Origin of the sequence: Actinokineospora bangkokensis (assembly GCF_001940455.1) — a bacterium.
GTDB lineage: Bacteria > Actinomycetota > Actinomycetes > Mycobacteriales > Pseudonocardiaceae > Actinokineospora > Actinokineospora bangkokensis.
This window is the reverse complement of record NZ_MKQR01000007.1, coordinates 625,689-643,719: the sequence shown is the minus strand read 5'-3', so window position 1 is coordinate 643,719 and position 18,031 is coordinate 625,689. Positions and strand designations below refer to the sequence as shown.

Annotated in this window: 16 protein-coding genes and 1 pseudogene; 8 read left to right on the top strand and 9 right to left on the bottom strand. The window is 74.1% G+C overall.

What is annotated here, in order from left to right; all coding sequences use genetic code 11:
* Window positions 1-84 precede the first annotated feature (84 nt).
* Window positions 85-762, top strand: a complete 678-nt coding sequence (locus BJP25_RS07345; RefSeq protein WP_075973977.1) for an MBL fold metallo-hydrolase — start codon at window positions 85-87, stop codon at window positions 760-762.
* Window positions 763-875: 113 nt separating this feature from the next.
* Here the strand turns inward: BJP25_RS07345 and BJP25_RS07340 are convergent, their stop codons facing one another.
* Both BJP25_RS07340 and BJP25_RS07335 read right to left on the bottom strand, forming a co-directional pair.
* Entirely contained in the window at window positions 876-1,151 is a 276-nt protein-coding gene (locus BJP25_RS07340) for a type II toxin-antitoxin system Phd/YefM family antitoxin (RefSeq protein WP_075973976.1), read from the bottom strand.
* Between the two features lie 198 nt (window positions 1,152-1,349).
* Window positions 1,350-2,174 (bottom strand): TrmH family RNA methyltransferase, encoded by an 825-nt coding sequence (locus tag BJP25_RS07335; RefSeq protein WP_075973975.1) that lies wholly within the window; start codon window positions 2,172-2,174, stop codon window positions 1,350-1,352.
* A gap of 35 nt (window positions 2,175-2,209) precedes the next feature.
* On the opposite strand from BJP25_RS07335, the gene BJP25_RS07330 reads away from it, so the two are divergent.
* The 3 genes from BJP25_RS07330 to BJP25_RS07320 are packed head-to-tail and all read left to right on the top strand — an operon-like array spanning window position 2,210 to window position 4,165.
* On the top strand, window positions 2,210-2,644 hold the full coding sequence (locus BJP25_RS07330) for a YdeI/OmpD-associated family protein (RefSeq protein WP_075973974.1): 435 nt from the start codon (window positions 2,210-2,212) through the stop codon (window positions 2,642-2,644).
* Between the two features lie 50 nt (window positions 2,645-2,694).
* On the top strand, window positions 2,695-3,441 hold the full coding sequence (locus tag BJP25_RS07325) for a maleylpyruvate isomerase family mycothiol-dependent enzyme (protein ID WP_075973973.1): 747 nt from the start codon (window positions 2,695-2,697) through the stop codon (window positions 3,439-3,441).
* A gap of 19 nt (window positions 3,442-3,460) precedes the next feature.
* Window positions 3,461-4,165 (top strand): alpha/beta fold hydrolase, encoded by a 705-nt coding sequence (locus tag BJP25_RS07320; protein WP_075973972.1) that lies wholly within the window; start codon window positions 3,461-3,463, stop codon window positions 4,163-4,165.
* Here BJP25_RS07320 and BJP25_RS07315 read toward each other — a convergent pair.
* Window positions 4,158-4,532 carry an FKBP-type peptidyl-prolyl cis-trans isomerase gene (locus BJP25_RS07315; protein WP_075973971.1) on the bottom strand — a complete coding sequence of 125 codons (375 nt, stop codon included), beginning with the start codon at window positions 4,530-4,532 and terminating at the stop codon, window positions 4,158-4,160. The genes BJP25_RS07320 and BJP25_RS07315 overlap by 8 nt on opposite strands.
* A 321-nt stretch (window positions 4,533-4,853) precedes the next feature.
* Here BJP25_RS07315 and BJP25_RS36525 point away from each other — a divergent pair.
* Both BJP25_RS36525 and BJP25_RS07310 read left to right on the top strand, forming a co-directional pair.
* Window positions 4,854-5,261, top strand: a pseudogene (locus BJP25_RS36525) (DUF6359 domain-containing protein); the annotation flags it as partial.
* On the top strand, window positions 5,247-6,050 hold the full coding sequence (locus BJP25_RS07310; RefSeq protein WP_408607113.1) for an endonuclease I family protein: 804 nt from the start codon (window positions 5,247-5,249) through the stop codon (window positions 6,048-6,050). The pseudogene BJP25_RS36525 and the gene BJP25_RS07310, both read left to right, overlap by 15 nt.
* A gap of 221 nt (window positions 6,051-6,271) precedes the next feature.
* On the opposite strand, the gene BJP25_RS07305 is transcribed toward BJP25_RS07310, so the two are convergent.
* The 4 genes from BJP25_RS07305 to BJP25_RS07290 form a co-directional block, all read right to left on the bottom strand.
* The gene (locus BJP25_RS07305; protein WP_075973969.1) at window positions 6,272-6,814 is read right to left on the bottom strand and encodes a hypothetical protein; all 543 of its coding nucleotides are present in this window, start codon (window positions 6,812-6,814) and stop codon (window positions 6,272-6,274) included.
* 210 nt (window positions 6,815-7,024) lie between these two features.
* Window positions 7,025-8,455 (bottom strand): MFS transporter, encoded by a 1,431-nt coding sequence (locus BJP25_RS07300; RefSeq protein WP_075973968.1) that lies wholly within the window; start codon window positions 8,453-8,455, stop codon window positions 7,025-7,027.
* Between the two features lie 66 nt (window positions 8,456-8,521).
* The gene (locus BJP25_RS07295) at window positions 8,522-9,589 is read right to left on the bottom strand and encodes a Gfo/Idh/MocA family oxidoreductase (RefSeq protein WP_075973967.1); all 1,068 of its coding nucleotides are present in this window, start codon (window positions 9,587-9,589) and stop codon (window positions 8,522-8,524) included.
* An 84-nt stretch (window positions 9,590-9,673) separates the two neighbouring features.
* A complete protein-coding gene (locus BJP25_RS07290; protein ID WP_075973966.1) occupies window positions 9,674-10,744 on the bottom strand; it encodes a transposase domain-containing protein in 1,071 nt (356 codons plus the stop codon).
* A 251-nt stretch (window positions 10,745-10,995) separates the two neighbouring features.
* Here BJP25_RS07290 and BJP25_RS07285 point away from each other — a divergent pair, with 251 nt between their 5' ends.
* Window positions 10,996-11,382, top strand: coding sequence for an SSI family serine proteinase inhibitor (locus BJP25_RS07285; protein ID WP_075973965.1), 387 nt, complete (start codon window positions 10,996-10,998; stop codon window positions 11,380-11,382).
* A gap of 306 nt (window positions 11,383-11,688) precedes the next feature.
* On the opposite strand, the gene BJP25_RS07280 is transcribed toward BJP25_RS07285, so the two are convergent.
* Together BJP25_RS07280 and BJP25_RS07275 are read right to left on the bottom strand one after the other, a co-directional pair.
* A complete protein-coding gene (locus BJP25_RS07280) occupies window positions 11,689-13,605 on the bottom strand; it encodes a S9 family peptidase (RefSeq protein WP_075974146.1) in 1,917 nt (638 codons plus the stop codon).
* An 88-nt stretch (window positions 13,606-13,693) separates the two neighbouring features.
* Entirely contained in the window at window positions 13,694-14,770 is a 1,077-nt protein-coding gene (locus BJP25_RS07275) for a TerC family protein (protein ID WP_075973964.1), read from the bottom strand.
* A gap of 352 nt (window positions 14,771-15,122) precedes the next feature.
* On the opposite strand from BJP25_RS07275, the gene BJP25_RS07270 reads away from it, so the two are divergent.
* Window positions 15,123-18,023, top strand: a complete 2,901-nt coding sequence (locus BJP25_RS07270; RefSeq protein ID WP_075973963.1) for an alpha/beta fold hydrolase — start codon at window positions 15,123-15,125, stop codon at window positions 18,021-18,023.
* Window positions 18,024-18,031 lie beyond the last annotated feature (8 nt).

Below are 18,031 nucleotides of genomic sequence, written 5' to 3'. Positions count from 1 at the left end.
CACGCGTTGGTAACAGGGTACGTTCCCTGAGTACGGCCTGTTGAAACGGGTACACCCCGGACCTGTGCGCTAGCTTTGAGCGCCGTGGACTTCCTCGACGACTACACCGGCCACGTCGAGCCCGGTGGCCCCGCCGCCCGGCGAACCCTGGGCACCCTGTCCGTGACGAAGGTCTCGGTCGGCCCGATGGACAACAACGCCTACCTGCTCACCTGCCTGGCCACCCGCGAGGCCCTGCTGGTGGACGCGGCCAACGACCCCGACCGGCTCTCCGACCTCATCGGCTCCGGCCCCGACCGCCCCACCCTGCGCACCATCGTCACCACCCACCAGCACCCCGACCACTGGCAGGCCCTCGGCGCGGTCGCGGGCAAGTTCGGCACCGAGACCATCGCCCACCCCGACGACGCCGACCCCCTCCCCGTCCCCCCCGACCGCCTCGTCCTGCACGGCGAGAAGATCACCGTCGGCGAGGTCGAGCTGGAGGTCATCCACCTCCGCGGCCACACCCCCGGCTCCATCGCCCTCCTCCACCGCGACCCCGGCGGCACCCCCCACCTCTGGACCGGCGACTCCCTCTTCCCCGGCGGAGTGGGCAAGACCACCCTCCCCGAGCAGTTCGAGTCCCTCCTCAACGACGTCGAACACCGCCTCTTCGACACCCTCCCCGACGACACCTGGTTCTACCCCGGCCACGGCGACGACAGCACCCTCGGCGCCGAACGCCCCAAGCTCCACCAATGGCGCGAACGAGGCTGGTGACCTGACGGCTTCCCGGTCGGGGCCGCCCACCCCGGGCGACCCCGTCCACCGCTCACACCTCGATGACCATGTCGACAGGCGCGCAGATTGCCGGCACACCCGACTAGCGCCGCTCAGCGATCACCACGCTGGTACTGGCCCTCCCCGATCCGGTCATCGGAGCCGAACAGCGCGTCCGCCTCAACGCAGAAGAGGGCGCGGTCGACCCTGGGCAGCGCGCGGTGTCGATCGACCAGTTCCTCAGCGGTCAACTGCCTCCGCCGAGGCAGCGGACGGACTTCCGCGATGACTGCGTCGTTGCGCGTGATGTGGAAGGTCTCCCCCGCCTCGACCGCATCCATGACCCACGCCGAGTTGTCCTGGAACTCCCGCTGAGTGATGACCTTCACGAGCCGAATGTAGCTGGGCGCAGCACACCGCTGTCCAGAACCGTCTGCCTAGGGGCTTGAACGGGTTTGCAAGAGGCGTGGCGTCGGCTCGTTTGTCGCTGTGCCGGTTTGCCTTGTGCAGGGCAAGCGGCCGTGGTGCCAGGTGGAGGACGGTGTCGGGCGGTGACGCAGGTGGGTGGCGGATGCGTGAAACGCGCCCTAACGGGCGGTGGGGAAGGAGCGTTGGCGGGCGGCTTCGTAGAGGGTGAGGGTGCCCGCGGTGGCGGCGTTGAGGGAGCTGGCGGCGCCGCCGATGGGGATGTGGAGGGTGGTGTCGCAGAGGGTGTGCCACTTGGTGCTCATGCCGGTGGTCTCGTTGCCGATGACGAGCAGGGTGGGGGCGGTGAGGTCGACGTCGGTGATGCGGGTGGGGCCGTGTTCGTCGGTGCCGATGACCTGGAGGGGGGTGCCCGCCTCGCGGACGGCGGTGACCCAGGTGGCGACGTCGGCGGGGGCGGGGGCGCGGACGACGGGGAGGGCGAAGAGGGAGCCGGTGCTGGCGCGGACGGCCTTGGGGTCGTAGACGTCGGCGGCGTGGCCGGTGACGATGAGGCCCGCGGCGCCGAGGGCGTCGCAGGAGCGGGTGAGGGTGCCGATGTTGCCGGGGCTGGTGGGGCGGTCGAAGGCGACCACGAGCATCGACGGGCCCGCGGGGATGCGGGTGAGGTCGTCGGGGGCCAGGGCGGCCACGGCGACCAGTTCGGCGGTGTCGTCGTCGCGTTCGGACAGCTCGGCCAGCAGGTCCGGGGCGAGGTCGTAGACGGGGGCGTCGACCCGGGAGAGCACGCCGCGGGCCCAGTCGGAGGGGCGGCGGCCGTCGGCGCGCAGCAGGGCGGTCAGCGGCCAGCCGTGCTCGACGGCGAGGGTGATGGGGCGGACGCCGTGCACCAGGAACTCCCCGGTGCGCTGGCGCTTGGTGCGGTTGGTCAGCAGCGACTGCCACTGCTGGAACGCCGCATTCCGGACCGATACGCGCTTGCCCACGCGGCGAGTGTAGGGAAGGGCCCATACTCCCCCGCATGGAGTTCTCGACCACCGTGGACCTGCACGGCAAGAGCGCGACCGGGATGGTCGTCCCGGAGGCGGTCATGTCCGCCCTCACCTCCGCCAAGCGCGCGGCGGTCGTCGTCACCGTCAACGGGTACAGCTACCGCTCGACCGTGGCCGCGCGCGGCGGGCAGTTCCTCATCCCCGTGAGCGCGGACGTGCGCAAGGCGGCCGGGATCGCCGCCGGGGACACCGTGGCGGTGGGGTTGGTGCTCGACACCGAGCCGCGCGAGGTGGAGGTGCCCGACGACCTCGCCGCCGCGCTCGCCGACGCGCCCGCCGCCAAGGCCGCCTTCGACAAGCTGTCCTACAGCCAGCAGCGCGCGCACGTGCTCTCCGTCGAGGGCGCTAAGGCCGCCGCGACCCGGCAGCGGCGGGTGGAGAAAGTCATCGAGCAGTTGGTGTAGGGGCACCGCGCCCGGCTCCGACCTCTGGGCGAGACCCGAGGAGGACGACCGTGGACTTCCCCACCCACGCCGCGCAGGTGCTGGCCCAGACCGAGGTGCTGGCCCGCGAGCTGCACGGCGCCGAGCTGCGCACCCCTGTCCCGTCGTGCCCCGGCTGGACGCTGGGCATGCTGGTGCGCCACATCGGCGCGGGCCACCGCTGGGCGGCCGAGGTCGTGCGCACCGGCGCGGCGCTGGACGACACCGAGCTGCGCGTCCTGCACGGCGACGACAGCGGTGTGCTGCCCGGCGACTGGCTCGTCGAGGGGGCCGCCGCGCTGGCGGAGGCGCTGCTGGAGGTCGGGCCCGGCGTGGACATGTGGGCGCCGTTCGACCTCGATGGCTCGACGTTCTGGGCCCGCCGCTTCGCGAACGAGACATTGGTGCACCGCGCGGACGCCACCCTCGCCGTGGGCCTGCCGTTCACCGCCGCGCCCGGGGTGCTGGCGGAGTCGCTGGACGAGTGGATGGACCTCGACGTGCAGCCGGAGCACTTCACCATCACCCCGCGCAAGCGCGACCTGCTCGGTCCGGGCCGCGCGGTGGCCCTGGAGGCGCCCGGTGCCCGGTGGTTCGTCGACCTGACCGGCGAGGTGATCACCTGGGACCGCGGCGACCGGCGGGCGGCCGTCACCGCCCGCGGCTCGCTGGCCGACTTGCTGCTGCTGGTCTACCGCCGCGTCCCGGCGAGCGCGGTCGAGGTCGAGGGCGACGCGGCCCTGCTGGACTTCTGGCTGGACCACGTCGCGTTCGGGTGAGCGGCAGTAGCATGGCGCGGTGGACCAGCCCACCCTCCTGCTGCTGCACGGCCTCGGCGCGACGCGCCGGGTGTGGGACGGGGTCGTCGAGCGCTGGGACGGCGACGCCGTCGCGGTCGACCTGGCCGGGCACGGGTCCGCCCCACCGCTGACCCGCTACAGCTTCGGCGCGCTCGCCGCCGCCGTGGAGGTCGACACCACCCGCCGCTATGTCGCCGTGGGGCACTCGCTGGGCGGGGTCGTCGCGCTGGCGCTGGCGTCCGGGTGGTTCGGGGTGGACGTCGAAGGCGTCGTCGGCCTGGGCATCAAGGTGGCGTGGTCGGCCGAGGACCTGGCGCGCGCGGCCGCCACGGCCGCGAAACCGCCCCGCACCTTCGCCACCCGCGCGGAGGCGGCGGCGTGGGCGGGGCGGTTGGCGGGGTTGCCCGGCGGCCTCGACGACCCGGACGCGGTCGTGCGCGACGGCGGCGCTTGGCGGGCGAGCCTCGACCAGCGCGCGTTCGCCGTCGGGGCGCCCGACGTGGCCGGGCTGCTGCGGGCCGCCCGCTGCCCGGTGGTGCTGGCCACCGGCGAGCGGGACCCGCTGTGCTCCGGCGAGCAGCTGGCGGCGCTGGTCGAGGACCCGGTGGTGCTGCCCGGGCTGGGCCACGACGCGCACGTCGCGGACCCGGCCGCGGTGCTCGGGCTGGTGCGGCGGCTGGGACAGGCCCCAGGGCTCAGCTGACGCCGAGCAGGTCCACCACGAAGATCAGCGTCTCGCCCGGCTTGATGAGGTCGCCCGCGCCGCGCTCGCCGTAGCCCAGGTGCGCCGGGATGGTGAGCCTGCGCCTGCCGCCGACCTTCATCCCCTGCACGCCCTGGTCCCAGCCCTGGATGACCCGGCCCGCGCCCAGCGGGAAGCGGAAGGTGTCGCCCCGGTCCCAGGACGCGTCGAACTGCTCGCCGGTGGAGAACGACACCCCGACGTAGTGCACCTCCACGAGCTGCCCGGCCCGGGCCTCGGGCCCGTCGCCGACGGTGATGTCCTCGACGACGAGGTCGGTCGGCGGCTCGCCAGCCGGGAAGTCGATCTCGGGCTTCTGCGGCGCCATGCTGTCTCCCATGCTCGTGTGCGGTGCCCGGTCATCCTCCAACGCCCGCACACCGCCCGCCCGACGACCCCCACCGCGGGGCGGCGCGGCGACTGCGGGCCGCGGGGGTCGCGGGCGGGGTGCGCCCGGTGCCGCAGGGGGTTGGGCTGGTCGGACCGGGTCGGGTGGCCCTTTCGGTGTTGGAACGCTGCCGGTCATCGGAAAGCCCCACCGAATTCACGCCGCAGTGTGTTGTTCCATGGCAGCCTTCACTCGATCGTGAACAGTTGGTCACTTCGCGTCGCCCTGCTGGGGTGACCGTCGGGGAAGGGACTTGCCGCCGTGCGACAACGACGTTGGACCCTCTTAGCGTTCTTCTCGGCACTGGCCACCGGGCTCACCGCCGTGGTGGCGCTGCACGCGCCCGCCGCCGGGGCGGCCACGCCGCTGACCGTGGCGCAGGCGCTGGGGCAGCAGAACGGCGCCGCCGCCACCGTGCGCGGGTACGTGGTGGGGCAACCGACCGCCACGAACACCGTGGTGCGCTCGAACTACCCGTCGGACTACGCGCTCGCGCTGGCCGACTCCGCGTCGGAGACGAGCACGTCGCGGATGGTGTACGTGCAGATCACCTCCGCGCACCGCAGCGCGTTCGGCCTCAAGAGCAACCCGTCCCTGCTGGGCAAGCTCATCGACGCCACCGGGTCGCTGTCGGCCTACTTCTCGCACCCGGGCCTGACGAACACCACCGCGTTCGCCCTGGTCGGCGGCACCACCACCCCACCAACCACCACGGCGCCGACCACCGCACCGCCGACCACCACGCCGCCCGGCGGGTCCGGTGACTACGACAGCACCTACTACAAGAACGCGATCGGCAAGACCGGGCCATCCCTGCGCTCGGCCCTGCACACGATCATCTCCACCGGGGTCACCAAGCTGAGCTACGACCAGGTCTGGGACGCGCTCAAGGACACCGACCAGGACCCGGCGAACAGCAACAACGTCATCGAGGTCTACTCCGGCGTCTCCACCCCCAAGACCAACAACGGCGGCGGCGTCGACAACTGGAACCGCGAGCACGTCTGGGCCAAGTCCCACGGCGACTTCGGCACCACCACCGGCCCCGGCACCGACGTCCACCACCTGCGCCCCGAGGACGTCACGGTCAACAGCACCCGCAGCAACAAGGACTTCGACAACGGCGGCTCCGCCGTCTCCCAGTGCTCCGGCTGCTACAGCGACTCCGACAGCTTCGAACCCCGCTCCGCCGTCAAGGGCGACGTCGCCCGCATGGTCCTCTACATGGCCCTGCGCTACGAGGGCGACGACGGTTGGCCGGACCTGGAACCCAACGAGAGCACCAGCAACGGCACCAACCCCAACATCGGCAAGCTGTCCGTCCTGCTCCAGTGGAACGCCCAGGACCCCCCGGACACCTTCGAGAAGCGCCGCAACCAGGTCATCTACGACACCTGGCAGCACAACCGCAACCCCTTCATCGACCACCCCGAGTGGGCCGCCTCCATCTGGGGCTGACCCCACCAGCACCACCACCGGTAGGGCGGGAGCACACAGCTCCCGCCCTACCGCGCTTTCCCCAGTAGCTTGTGCTCTTGAAGCAGGGCGCCCACTCACCCAACACAACACGCCCCCACAGCATCGAGCCCGCAAAGCAATCCGCGCGCTTTTGACGCAGCAGCGCGCACGCGACTGCCCCCTGTCCTGAGTGGACAGGGGGCAGTCGCGTCGGGCAGCGGTCAGCAGCCGCCGCAGTTGTAGTACGTCACATCCCAGTGGTTGCTCTCCAGGTAGTACACGTTCCCGCTCCCCGACTGCCACTTGCTGCCGCCGATGGAGGTGAAGGTGCCCTTGATGTAGTTGGTCAGGCAGGTGCTCAGCGAGAAGTCGAGCTTGTAGCCGTTGAAGTGGCTGTAGGTGCCGCTGGCGTGCCCGACCTCGGTGCCGCCGGTGATGTTGAGCGCGCACCCGGTGGCGCTCTTGAGGGTCTGGGCGCCCTGCACGGTGGCGAGGTTGATCTGCTCGAACGAGGTGCAGGTGGAGTTGTACCGGTCGGTGCAGCCGCCGCTGGAGGACCAGGTGATGCCCGAGGAGCGCAGGCGCGAGGCGGCGTCGCTCTGCGAGAGCTTGGTGACCTGCGCGGTGACGTCGCCGGTGGGGGTGAACACCGGGTCGGCCGCGGCGGTGGCGGCGGACGCGGTGGAGGCGGTGGCGGTGCCGATGGCCAGGGCGGCGAGGGCCGCCGCGGCGGTGGTGGCGACCCGGAGCAGGGCTGTGCGCATGGGGACCGGTTCCTTCCGGTGGGCAGCCGCGAGCGGCCCGGGTGGTGCGCCGGGCTGGGGCCTGCGGTGTGCGGCGGGGACAGGGCTGCGCGGGCCGCGGCGCGGGGTCGGGGTGCAGGGTCCGCCCCGCGGCTCGTGCTCAGCCGAAGCGTAATGCGCACGGCGGGCGCTTCCCAGGGGTCGGGCCGGGTATTTTCCGACAGACCACCCCTAACTTCCGGTGACCCCGACCCCGACCGGAGCACGGCGCTCCTGCTTGCGGCGGTCCCCCACCGCGATGGCGAGCGCGACGCAGACCAGCACCACCGCCGTGCCGAGCGCGGTGGCCGTGGCGCGGGCGAAGTCGCCGCCGCGGCTGAGCACCGCGTGGAACACCGTGCTGAGCACCGCCGTGCCGACGGCCTGGCCGATGCGCTGCGCCGTTTGCAGCAGCCCCCCGGCGACGCCCGCCATCCGCGTCGGCACGCTGGAGAGGGTCAGCGTGGTGTTCGGGGAGATGACCGCTCCCCCGCCCACACCGGCGACCAACAGCGCGGGCGCGATCCACCACGCCACCGACGGCCCCTCCACCAGCAGCGAGATCAGCGCGACCGCCACCAGCCCGACGACCACCAGGCACAGCCCGATCACGGTCAACGACCGGCCCAGCCGCTCCACGAGCCGCCCCGCGACCGCCGCCGACACCGCGGAGCCGAGGGCGAACGGCGTGACCGACAACCCCGATTGCAGCGGGCTGAACCCCAGCCCGGTCTGGAAGTACAGCGCGAAGACCAGCCACATGCCGGTGAACCCGCAGAAGTACGCCATGCCCAGCGTGGCCCCCGCGACGTAGCCGGGCGTCTCGGTGAACAGCCGCGCGTCCATCAGCGGCGCCCGCTCCCGCGACACCACCCGCCGCTCCCACCGCACGAAGCCGTAGCCGACCGCCACCGCCAGCGGGAACAGCCACCACAGGTACGCGATGTCGTCCACCTGGACCAGCGGGAACAGCAGGCACAGCACGGTGAGCCCCAGCAGCCCCGCGCCGACCACGTCGATGTCCGGGCGCCCCTCGCTGCGCTGCTTGGGCAGCAGCCGCGCGGCGAGCACCAGCGCCACCAGCCCGATGGGCAGGTTCACGTAGAACACCCACCGCCAGCCGCCCGGGTCGCCGAACAGGGCCAGGATCACCCCGCCCAGCACCGGGCCGACGGCGGTGGAGATGCCGACCGTGGCGCCGAAGACGCCGAAGGCCCGGCCGCGTTCGGCGCCGCGGAACAGGTCCTGGATCAGCCCGGTGTTCTGCGGGGTGAGCAGCCCGGCGGTGAAGCCCTGGAGCAGGCGGGCGGCGACCAGCCACCACAGCGAGGTCGCCGCGCCCGCGAGCGCGCTGGTGAGCACGAACCCGGTGAGCGCCACCAGGAACATCCGCCGCCTGCCCAGCGCGTCGCCCAGGCGCCCGCCCGCCACGAGGGAGAGCCCGAAGGTGAGCGCGTAGCCGGAGATCACCCACTGCACCGCCGAGGGCGAGGCGCCCAGGCCCGCCTGGATCGAGGGCAGCGCCACGTTGACGATGCTGACGTCGAGCAGGCTCATGAAGCCCGCCGCCTGGGTCACCGCGAGTGCCCGCCACCGACGCGGGTCCGGTTCTTCACCTGCCACGGGATTCGTCCTACCCCTGTCGGCGCCGGTTGACACGGGCGGGAGAGAAGTCCCACCCGGACGCCGTCACAGCGCGACCGGCAGCCCGGTCTCCGCGGACCGCAGCGCCGCCTCGATGACCTCCGCGAGCTGCACCGAGTCGGCGGGGTCGACCGGCGCGGGCCCCTCACCGCGCAGCGCGGCGAGCACCCCGCGGTAGAAGGCGAGGTAGTCGCCCTTGAGCGTGGGGACGGTGGTCTCGTCCTCGGTGGTGAGCAGCGTCCCCCAGCGCTCCTCGGGGTACTTGCCGAAGCCCGGGGCGGTCGGCAGCACGCCCGAGCGCGACGCCGCCTCCTGCGGGTCCAGCCCCCAGCTGCGGTACCCGGCGGTGGGGCTGGTGACGGCGAAGCGCGGCGCCACGGGCACGTTCGCGTTGCTCATCCGCAGGTAGGAGCGCACGTCGTCGCCGTGCTCGGAGCTGCCGTGCACCAGCTGGATCGTGGCGTCCTCCACGGCGTCGACCTCCGGGCGCGGCGAGCGCAGGTCGGCCAGGACGCCGGTGGGGCGGCCGAACAGGACGATCGCCTGGTCCACCAGGTGCGCGCCGAGGTCGTGCGCGATGCCCGCGAAGTCGGCCGGGTCGGTGCTCTCCCGCCAGGTGTGGCGCAGCGGGCGGGCGCCGCGCTCGAACCGGGACTCGAAGCGGGTCACCCGGCCCAGCCTGCCCTCGTCGAGCAGGGCGCGGACGGTGCGGAAGTCGCCGTCCCAGCGGCGGTTCTGGAAGGCGGTGAACAGCACGCCCGCCGCCGCGGCGGCCTCGGCGATCCCGCGCACCTCGGCGGCGGTGGCGGCGACCGGCTTGTCCACCACCACCGGCAGGCCCGCGGCGATGGCGGCGTGGGCGTGCTCGGCGTGGAAGCGGTTGGGCGAGGCGACGACCACCAGGTCGACCTCGTCCGCGCGGCGCCACAGCTCGTCGGCGGAGGCGTGCACGGCGACGCCGGGGTGGCGCTCGCGGGCGGTGGCGGCCCTGGTCGGGTCGCCGGTCACCACCGCGCTGACGCGCAGCCCGTCGACGGCGTCGACGAACGGCGCGTGGAACGCGCTGCCTGCCAGGCCGTAGCCGATGACCGCGACCCTGGTCGTGTCCGACACCGGTGAGCACCTCCGCGCTGGTCCGCGCCGCCCGCCCCTCGGGCGGCGCACCCCGGACACGCTAGGTCATGCCCCGAGCGCCCCCTAGAACGTGCCCACCGCGTCGCCGCCGCGGGCGGTCGGCCGCAGCTGCTGCGCGACCTCGGCGAGGGTCGCCGCGCCGCCGCGCCACGGGCGCACCGCCTGGTAGACGCAGAACATCGCCCACAGCTCCTGGGCCACCCCGTCGGGGTCCTGGGAGCGCAGCACCACCGGGCCTGCCTCCAGGGTGTCGAACAGCGACTCGAACCGCCACCGGCCGCGCTGCAGGTCCGCGAGCTCGGCGGCGGGGGCGCGCTCGGGTTCGAGCAGGGTCGTGACCAGGGCGCCCTCGGGGCCGTCGAGCACCCGCACCGGCAGCGACGAGCCGATCGGGTCGTCCTCGGGCACCAGCCGCGACAGGTGGCTGCCGTCGGGCAGCGGGCGCAGCCGGGGCAGCGGCGCGCCGGGCGGCGCCGCGCCGAGCAGGTGCGCGCCCGCGTCCGCGGCGGCCCGCCACAGGCCGTGCTCGACCCGGTCGGTGAGCACGAGGGTGGCCGGGTCCAGGCCGGGCGGGTCGGCGGCGCCGGGGCCGACGCCCACGTCGACCAGCACCCCGCCGGGCGAGGCGAGCACGGCCAGCCCGACCGCGGCGCCGCCGAACGCGGCCAGGTTGGCGGGGGTGTCGGCCACGGCCACCGCCCCGTCGGACAGCGAGCGCACCCGCAGCCCGCGCCAGCGCTGGCCCGCGGCGCGGCCGGAGCGCTCCTCGTCGGCCCGGTCGGCGTCGGCGCGGCCGTGGAACAGCCCGCGCATCACCTCCGGGCCCAGCCGCTTGCGGGCCTTGGTGATCGAGCCCGTGCTCGGCGCGGCGCGCTTGCCCAGCGGCACGCCCGCCCAGCGCAGGCCCGCGGTGAGCCGGGCGAGCACGGCGTCGTAGCCCGCGCCGCCGAACAGCCACAGCGCGAGGGTGAAGTAGACCATCGTGCGGGCGGGCAGCGACCGGGAGCGCTGCTCGCGCACCCCGGCCGCGTCGATCGCGGCGTCGACGGCCGCGGGCGGGAACGCCTCGACCAGCATGCCGATCGCCACCCGGTCGGACAACCGGTCGCGCGCGGCCCTGGCCGCACGTGTCATTCCGCCCACCAATGGACCTCTCAGGCTGGTCGTGCGGCTCCGCACTAAGGAAGTATTGCCCGGCTCGACCGCGAGGACCGGTGCGGCGACATGAATAGCACCGCGCGCCGCCCCGGCGCCAGAGCCGGGCGGGCAATCGGATTCGCCACCCCCTACGCTGGGATTCGCCCGGCTGCCACCCGCACCGCCGGGCGCGGTTTCCCCGGTTCCCCATTCGGCATCGGAAACCGATCCCACGCAGGAGTGCGGACATGATCTCGTTGACCCTGACCGGCCTCGTCGCGGCGGCCGCCGCGCTGGTCCCCACCGCCCACCCGGCCGCGGCTGCGCCGCACGGCAGGCTGGTGCTGGCCACCGACGACGGCGACCGGGTGGTGCGGGTGGTGGACCTGCGCTGCGGCCCGGACGGCGGCTCGCACCCGGCCCCGGCGGCCGCCTGCCGGGCGTTGCGCGCGGTGGACGGCGCCCTCGACGCCCTGCAGGCCCCGGCGGGCACGCTGTGCACGATGGAGATGGCCCCGGTGCGGGTGCGCGCCGTGGGCCACTGGGGGCGCGAGCGGGTGGACTACTCCGCCACCTTCTCCAACCCCTGCGCGCTGGCCACCGCCACCGGCCCGGTGTTCGCGCTGGGCCGCTGACAGCCGTGGCAATGGGTGACGGCGATCCCTTTCCCGGCGGTTTTCACCGTGATCTGACACCGGGCGGGATTCACCGAATGGTGTGACGCGCAACCCGGTCGGAGTTCGCAATCCACTCGGTTTTCCCGGACAGTGATGATCACCACTTCCGGGGTCCATCCCGATGCGCGGAATGCCGCAGGCACCCCTTCCCTGATCACCGGGGGTGCGCCCATCCCCTTGCCTTTGCCGCCGGTTCGGCGCACCGCCCCGAACGCGCGCGGGCCCACCCGGGAGGACTCCCCGGGTGGGCCCGCGCGGGTGCGCTCAGAGGTGGCGCGACCACCAGTCCAGGACCGCGGCGAAGCGCTGGGTGCGGTGCCGGGGCGACCCCGACCGGGTCAGCTCGTGCCCCTCGCCGGGGAACACCAGCAGCTCGGTCTCCACGCCGTTGCGCTTGAGCGCGACGAACATCCGCTGCGCCTGCTCCAGCGGGCAGCGCCAGTCGTGTTCGGAGTGGACCACCGCGAACGGGATGCCGATCTTGTCGACGTGGGTGAGCGGGCTCTGCGCCAGCAGCGCCTCCCGGTCGTCGCCGCAGTAGGCGCCCGCGAACCACCAGCCGATGTCCGACGACCCGACGAAGGAGTCCCAGGCGTTGACCGCCCGCTCGCTCCACGCGGCGGTGAACCGCTCGCCGTGGTGGGCGGCCAGCCAGCCGGTCATCCACCCGCCGTAGGAGCCGCCCATCACCCCGACCCGGTCGGCGTCGAGGTCGGGGCGCTCCAGCGCGGCGTCGAGCACGGCCAGCACGTCCACCGCGTCGACGGTGCCCAGCGCGCCCAGGATCGAGCGCCCGTGCGCCTGCCCGTAGCCCGCCGAGCCGCGCGGGTTGGGCAGCACCACCGCGTACCCGGCGTCGGCGTAGACCTGGGCCTCGTCGAACAGGCCCCAGCTGTAGTACATGAACGGGCCGCCGTGCACGACCAGCAGCACCGGGTGCGGGCCCTCGCCCTCGGGCAGCACCAGCCAGCCGTGCGTGGCGTAGCCGTCGGGGGCGGAGGCCTTGATCTCCACCAGCGGCCGCACCCCGCGGCCGCGCAGCTCGGCGCCGAAGTCGGTGAGCGCGCAGCTCTCGTCCCCGGTCACCAGCACCAGCTCGCCCGCGGTGTCCCAACTGGACACCGTGCACACCACGCGGTCGCCGTCGGCGGCGAACCCGCGCACCACGGCCTGCTCACCCGCGACCAGCGCCAGCTCGGACAGCTCGGCGGCGTCGGCGGTGACCGGCACCCGGCGCAGCTCGACGGCGCCGCGGTTGCGCACGCAGACCAGCACGCCCCCGGGGGTGACCACGGGGGCCTGGCCCTCGCAGTCGACGGTCTCCTCGTCGGTGAGCCGCCGGGGCTCGGCGGGGGTGCCGTCCAGGCGCAGCGGCACCGCCCAGAGGCCGACGTTGGTGGCCACGGTGTTGTCGCCGGGGTAGGCGTCGCCGAGGTAGACCACCATGTCCTCGGCGACGGTCAGCCCCGACTCCACCGACCCGGCGGAGCGGGCGACGAGCACCGGGGCGCCGGGCTCGACCGGCACGGCGTAGAGGTCGTGGCGCTGGGTGTCGCGCTCGCCCCAGCCCGCCTTGGCCGCGACCACCACGTGCTCGCCGGAGGGCGCCCACGCCGGGCCGGACGGCTCGGCCAGGCCGTCGGTGAGCCGCACCGGCTCGCCGCCGTCGAGGCCGACGGTGAACAGCTGGCGCGGGCGGTCGAGCAGGAACCCGACGTCGTCGATGCGGTAGTCCAGGCGGGTGATCCGGCGCGGGGCCTCGTCGCCGGGGTCGGGGCGCTCGGGGTCGGTGCCGTAGCGGCCGTCCTCGGGGACCCTGGCGGTGAAGGCCAACCGGGTGGAGTCCGGCGACCAGACGGGCGCACCGGCGCCCAGCGGGAGGTCGGTGAGCCTGCTCGGCTCCCCGCCGTCGACGGGCATCACGTGCAGCTGGGCGGGCGAGCCGGGGCCCGCGGCGCGCAGGAAGGCCAGGGTGGTGCCGTCGGGGGACAGCACCGGCGCGCTGTCGCGGTAGCCCCGGGTGAACGGCCGGACCGGCCCGCCGTCGAGGGGGACCCGGTGCAACCCGCCCCGGTAGCTGTTGTCGGCCAGGTCCGGGGCGGTCACCGCGGCGACGAGGAAGTCACCGCGCAGAGCGGGGGTCCCGGGCGTGGCGAGCAGTTCGATGTCCTCAGCGCGCACCACAGCGACGTTACCCCACGGCCCGAGCCGACCTGGACGGCTGATTATTCCCAGTCGTCCACAGTCAGCGCGGGCCGCGGGGAGCGCGTCAGCCCTTGTGCCGCACCGGGTCCTGCACCGGCTCGTCCGCGTCCGCGCCTGCGGCGGGCACCCCGCCCGCGGGGGTGCCGGTGGCGGCGGGGACGGCGGGCGCGGCGGCGGCATCCCGCTTGGACTTGATGAGGCTCGCGACGGTGGTGATGGCCAGCACCACGACGATGACCGCCAGCGAGACGGCGATGCCGATCTCGGGCACCGGCACCGGCTCACCGCCGTTGATGAACGGCAGTGAGTTCTCGTGCAGGGCCTCCAGGATCAGCTTGACGCCGATGAAGCCGAGGATGACCGCCAGGCCGATGGGCAGGTAGACCAGCCTGCGCAGCAGCCCTCCGAGCAGGAAGTACAGCTGGCGCAGGCCCATCAGGGCGAAGGCGTTGGCGGTGAAGACCAGGAAGGGCTCCTTGGTGAGCCCGAAGATGGCCGGGATCGAGTCCACCGCGAACAGCAGGTCGGCGGTGCCGATCGCGATCATCACGATGAACATCGGGGTGAAGAACCGCTTGCCGTCGACGCGCACCACCGACGCGCCGCCGTGGTAGCGGTCGGTCACCGGCAGGATCCGGCGGGCGAAGCGGGTGAGCGCGTTCTCCTCGTACTCCTCGTCCTCGCCGAGGCCCTCGCGGGACAGCTTCACCGCGGTGTAGATGAGGAACGCGCCGAACAGGAAGAACACCGCGCTGAACTTGGCGATCGCCACCGCGCCCACGGCGATGAAGATGCCGCGCATCACCAGCGCCAGCACGATGCCCACCAGCAGCACCTTGTGCTGGTGCACCTTGGGCACGGCGAACGCCGACATGATGATCAGGAACACGAACAGGTTGTCGATCGACAGCGAGTACTCGGTGATGTAGCCGGCGAAGAACTCCCCGGCCGCGGTGCCGCCCGCGAACGCCCAGAGCCCGGCGCCGAAGGCGACCGCGCAGGCGACGTAGAACGCCACCCACCGCCCGGCCTCGCCGACGGTCACCTCGTGCGGCTTGCGGTCGACGATCACCAGGTCGATCGCGAGCAGGACGAGCAGGCCGCCGATCGTGGCGAGCCACACCCACAGGGGCACCAGCATCGAGTCACTTCCTCCGGTTTCGGGCACAGGCCGACACCGGAGGTCTCTTCCACCGGCGCGCGGGTCCACACCACCAGGGGGACCGCGGCTGGTCGCGCGACCCGGGTCCCCCGCGGGAGACCGTGCTGACGGAGCGCGCGCGAAGGAATACTCCCCTCCGACACTCCGGACGATTCTGCACACCCGGCGCCGGGAGCACCAGTCGAGGCGGGGTCCGGTTCGTCACATTCCGCGCACCGGCGCAACCCTCGGGCGGCCCGGACGTGCACCCGGTCACCACCGCCCGGCGCGGTCGGCCGAACCGGACACCCGCTGGGACGCCTCTCAGGATTCCCCGGATACCGTCCGTGACGTGCCCAAGCTCCCCCGTCCACGCCCCCGGCAGGTGATCGCGGCCGCCGTCGTGGTCGTGCTCGCCGCCGCGGGTGTCGTCTGGTTGAACCAGGACAGCTCCGAGGCCCCGGTGGCCACCCGGGAGGCGGTGCTCGACCTGGAGTCCGGTCCCGGCCGCGACGAGCCCATCAAGCTCGACACCACCCTGTACCTGCCCGAGACCACCCCCGCGCCCGCGGTGCTGGTGGCGCACGGGTTCGGCGGCAGCAAGCGCAGCGTCGACGGCGACGCCCAGGAGCTCGCCCGGCGCGGCTTCGTCGTGCTGGCCTGGTCGGCGCGCGGCTTCGGCCGCAGCGAGGGCCAGATCGGGCTCAACGCCAAGGACTACGAGGTCGCCGACGCCAGCGCGCTGGTGAGCTGGCTGGCCGAGCAGCCCGAGGTGCAGACCACCGCCCCCGGCGACCCCGTCGTGGGGGTGACCGGCGGGTCCTACGGCGGCGCGCTGTCGCTGCTGCTCGCGGGCACCGACAAGCGGGTGGACGCGCTCGCCCCGGTGATCACCTACAACGACCTGGGCCAGGCGCTGCTGCCGAACTCGGCCACCACGCAGGCCGTCGCGGGCTCCCCCGCCGCCAACCCCTACACCGCCGACGGGGTGTTCAAGCGCTCCTGGGCGGGCATCTTCTTCGCCGCGGGCCTGGGCGGCGCGGACGTGGCCAACCCGACCGCGCAGGCCCCGGAGGCGGGCAGCGAGGAGGACGACGACTCCGGCGGCGCGGCGGGCACCGCGGACCCCGCGGCGGCGGCCACCGGCGACACCGGGCAGGCCCAGGGCCAGAGCGGCGACCGGGGCGCGGCGGCGCCGCGGGGCGCGGGCGCGTGCGGCCGGTTCACCGCCGAGGTGTGCCGCGCGTACTCGCAGGTGGCCACCACCGGCCGCGCCGACCAGCAGACGGTGGACCTGCTGCGGTCGGTGTCCCCCGCGTCGGTGACCTCGGCCATCACCCAGCCCACGATGCTGGTGCAGGGCGAGCAGGACACGCTCTTCGGCCTCGACCAGGCTGACGCCAACGCCCGGCAGATCAGCGCGGCGGGCGCCCCGGTCAAGGTCGTCTGGTACACCGGCGGCCACGACGGCGGCAGCCCCGGCCCGCAGCTGCGCGCGCAGATCGCGGACTGGTTCGACTTCCACCTGCGCGGGCAGGGCAGCGACCCCGGCACCGGCTTCGAGTACGCCGTCACCGGCGCGCTGCGCGCCCAGGGCGCCCCGTCGGTGCGCACCGTCACCGCGGGCGCGTACCCGGGCCTGGGCGGCGCCGCGCCCACCACCCGCGAGCAGCTGCCGCTGACCGGCGAGCAGCAGGTGGTCGTCAACCCGCCGGGCGGCAACCCCGCGTCGATCAGCAGCATGCCCGGCCTGGGGTCGCTCATCGCCGGGTCGTCGCGGCTGGCCGGGCGCATCTCGATCGACCTGCCCGGCCAGGTCGCCCGGTTCAGCAGCGCCCCGCAGGCCCAGCAGCTGCTCATCGCCGGTGCCAGCACGGTGAAGCTGAGGGTGGGCGCGCAGCCGGGGCAGGCGCAGCCGCCGGACGGGGCGGTGCTGTTCGCCAAGCTCTACGACGTGGGCCCGGACGGGACCAGGACGTTGCCCGCGAGCGCGGTGTCGGCGTTCCGCGTGCCGCGGCTGCCCGCGGACGGCTCGCCGGTGGAGGTGACGGTGTCGCTGCCCGGGATCGTCCGGCCGATCGAGGCCGAGCACCGGGTGGAGCTGGCCGTGGCCACCACCGACCAAGCCTACGCCCCGCAGCAGCTGCCCGCGGTCTACACCGTCTCCCTCGCCCCGGACGCCGCCGCGCTGGCGGTGCCGCTGGTGCCCGGCTCGCGCTCGTCCTCGGCGCCGCCGATGTTCCCGCTGGTCGGCATCGGCGTGGTGCTGGTGGTCGTCGCGGCGGCGGTCGCGGTCGCGGCGGTGCGGCGCAAGCGCTCGGACACCCTCGACCCGTCGCTGGCGGAGGTGCCGCTGGTGATCGAGGGGCTGTCCAAGTCCTACCCGGGCGGGTTCAAGGCGGTCAGCGACCTGTCGTTCCGGGTGGAGCGCGGGCAGGTGCTCGGCCTGCTCGGGCCCAACGGCGCGGGCAAGACGACCACCCTGCGGATGCTGATGGGCCTCATCCAGCCCACCGAGGGCGAGATCAGGGTCTTCGGCCACCGCATCCGCTCCGGCGCGCCGGTGCTCTCGCGCATCGGGTCCTTCGTGGAGGGTGCGGGCTTCCTGCCGCACCTGTCCGGCCGGGCGAACCTGGAGCTGTACTGGGCGGCCACCGGGCGCCCGGTGGACAAGGCCCACTTCGACGAGGCGCTCGACGTCGCGGGCCTCGGCGCCGCGGTGGAGCGCAAGGTGAAGACCTACAGCCAGGGCATGCGGCAGCGGCTGGCGATCGCGCAGGCGATGCTCGGCTTCCCGGACCTGATGGTGCTCGACGAGCCGACCAACGGGCTCGACCCGCCGCAGATCCACCAGATGCGCGAGGTGCTGCGCCGCTACGCCGCCACCGGGCGCACGGTCGTGGTGTCCTCGCACCTGCTGGCCGAGGTCGAGCAGACCTGCGACCACGTGGTCGTCATGCACCGCGGGCGGCTGGTGGCCTCCGGCGGGGTGGACGACATCGTGGCGGGCGGCGGCGAGGCGACGTTCCGGGTCGACGACCCGGCGGCGGCCGCGGCGGCGCTGGGCGCGCTGGACGGGGTCGGCGAGGTGCTGGTGGACGGCGAGCTGGTGCACGCCGACCTGGGCACCCTGCCGCGCTCGGCGGCGGTGGCCGAGCTGGTGCGCGCCGGGGTCGCGGTCGAGCAGGCCGGGCCGCGGCGGCGCCTGGAGGACGCGTTCCTGCAGCTGGTCGGAGAGGAGTCGGGCGCGTGAGCGACAAC

What these genes read in the sequence shown, in the direction of transcription:
- BJP25_RS07285 (WP_075973965.1), top strand. Translation starts at nt 10,996, where the DNA reads ATGATCTCGTTGACCCTGACCGGCCTCGTCGCGGCGGCCGCCGCGCTG.
- BJP25_RS07275 (WP_075973964.1), bottom strand. Translation starts at nt 14,770, where the DNA reads ATGCTGGTGCCCCTGTGGGTGTGGCTCGCCACGATCGGCGGCCTGCTC.
- BJP25_RS07330 (WP_075973974.1), top strand. Translation starts at nt 2,210, where the DNA reads ATGGAGTTCTCGACCACCGTGGACCTGCACGGCAAGAGCGCGACCGGG.
- BJP25_RS07315 (WP_075973971.1), bottom strand. Translation starts at nt 4,532, where the DNA reads ATGGCGCCGCAGAAGCCCGAGATCGACTTCCCGGCTGGCGAGCCGCCG.
- BJP25_RS07305 (WP_075973969.1), bottom strand. Translation starts at nt 6,814, where the DNA reads ATGCGCACAGCCCTGCTCCGGGTCGCCACCACCGCCGCGGCGGCCCTC.
- BJP25_RS07290 (WP_075973966.1), bottom strand. Translation starts at nt 10,744, where the DNA reads ATGACACGTGCGGCCAGGGCCGCGCGCGACCGGTTGTCCGACCGGGTG.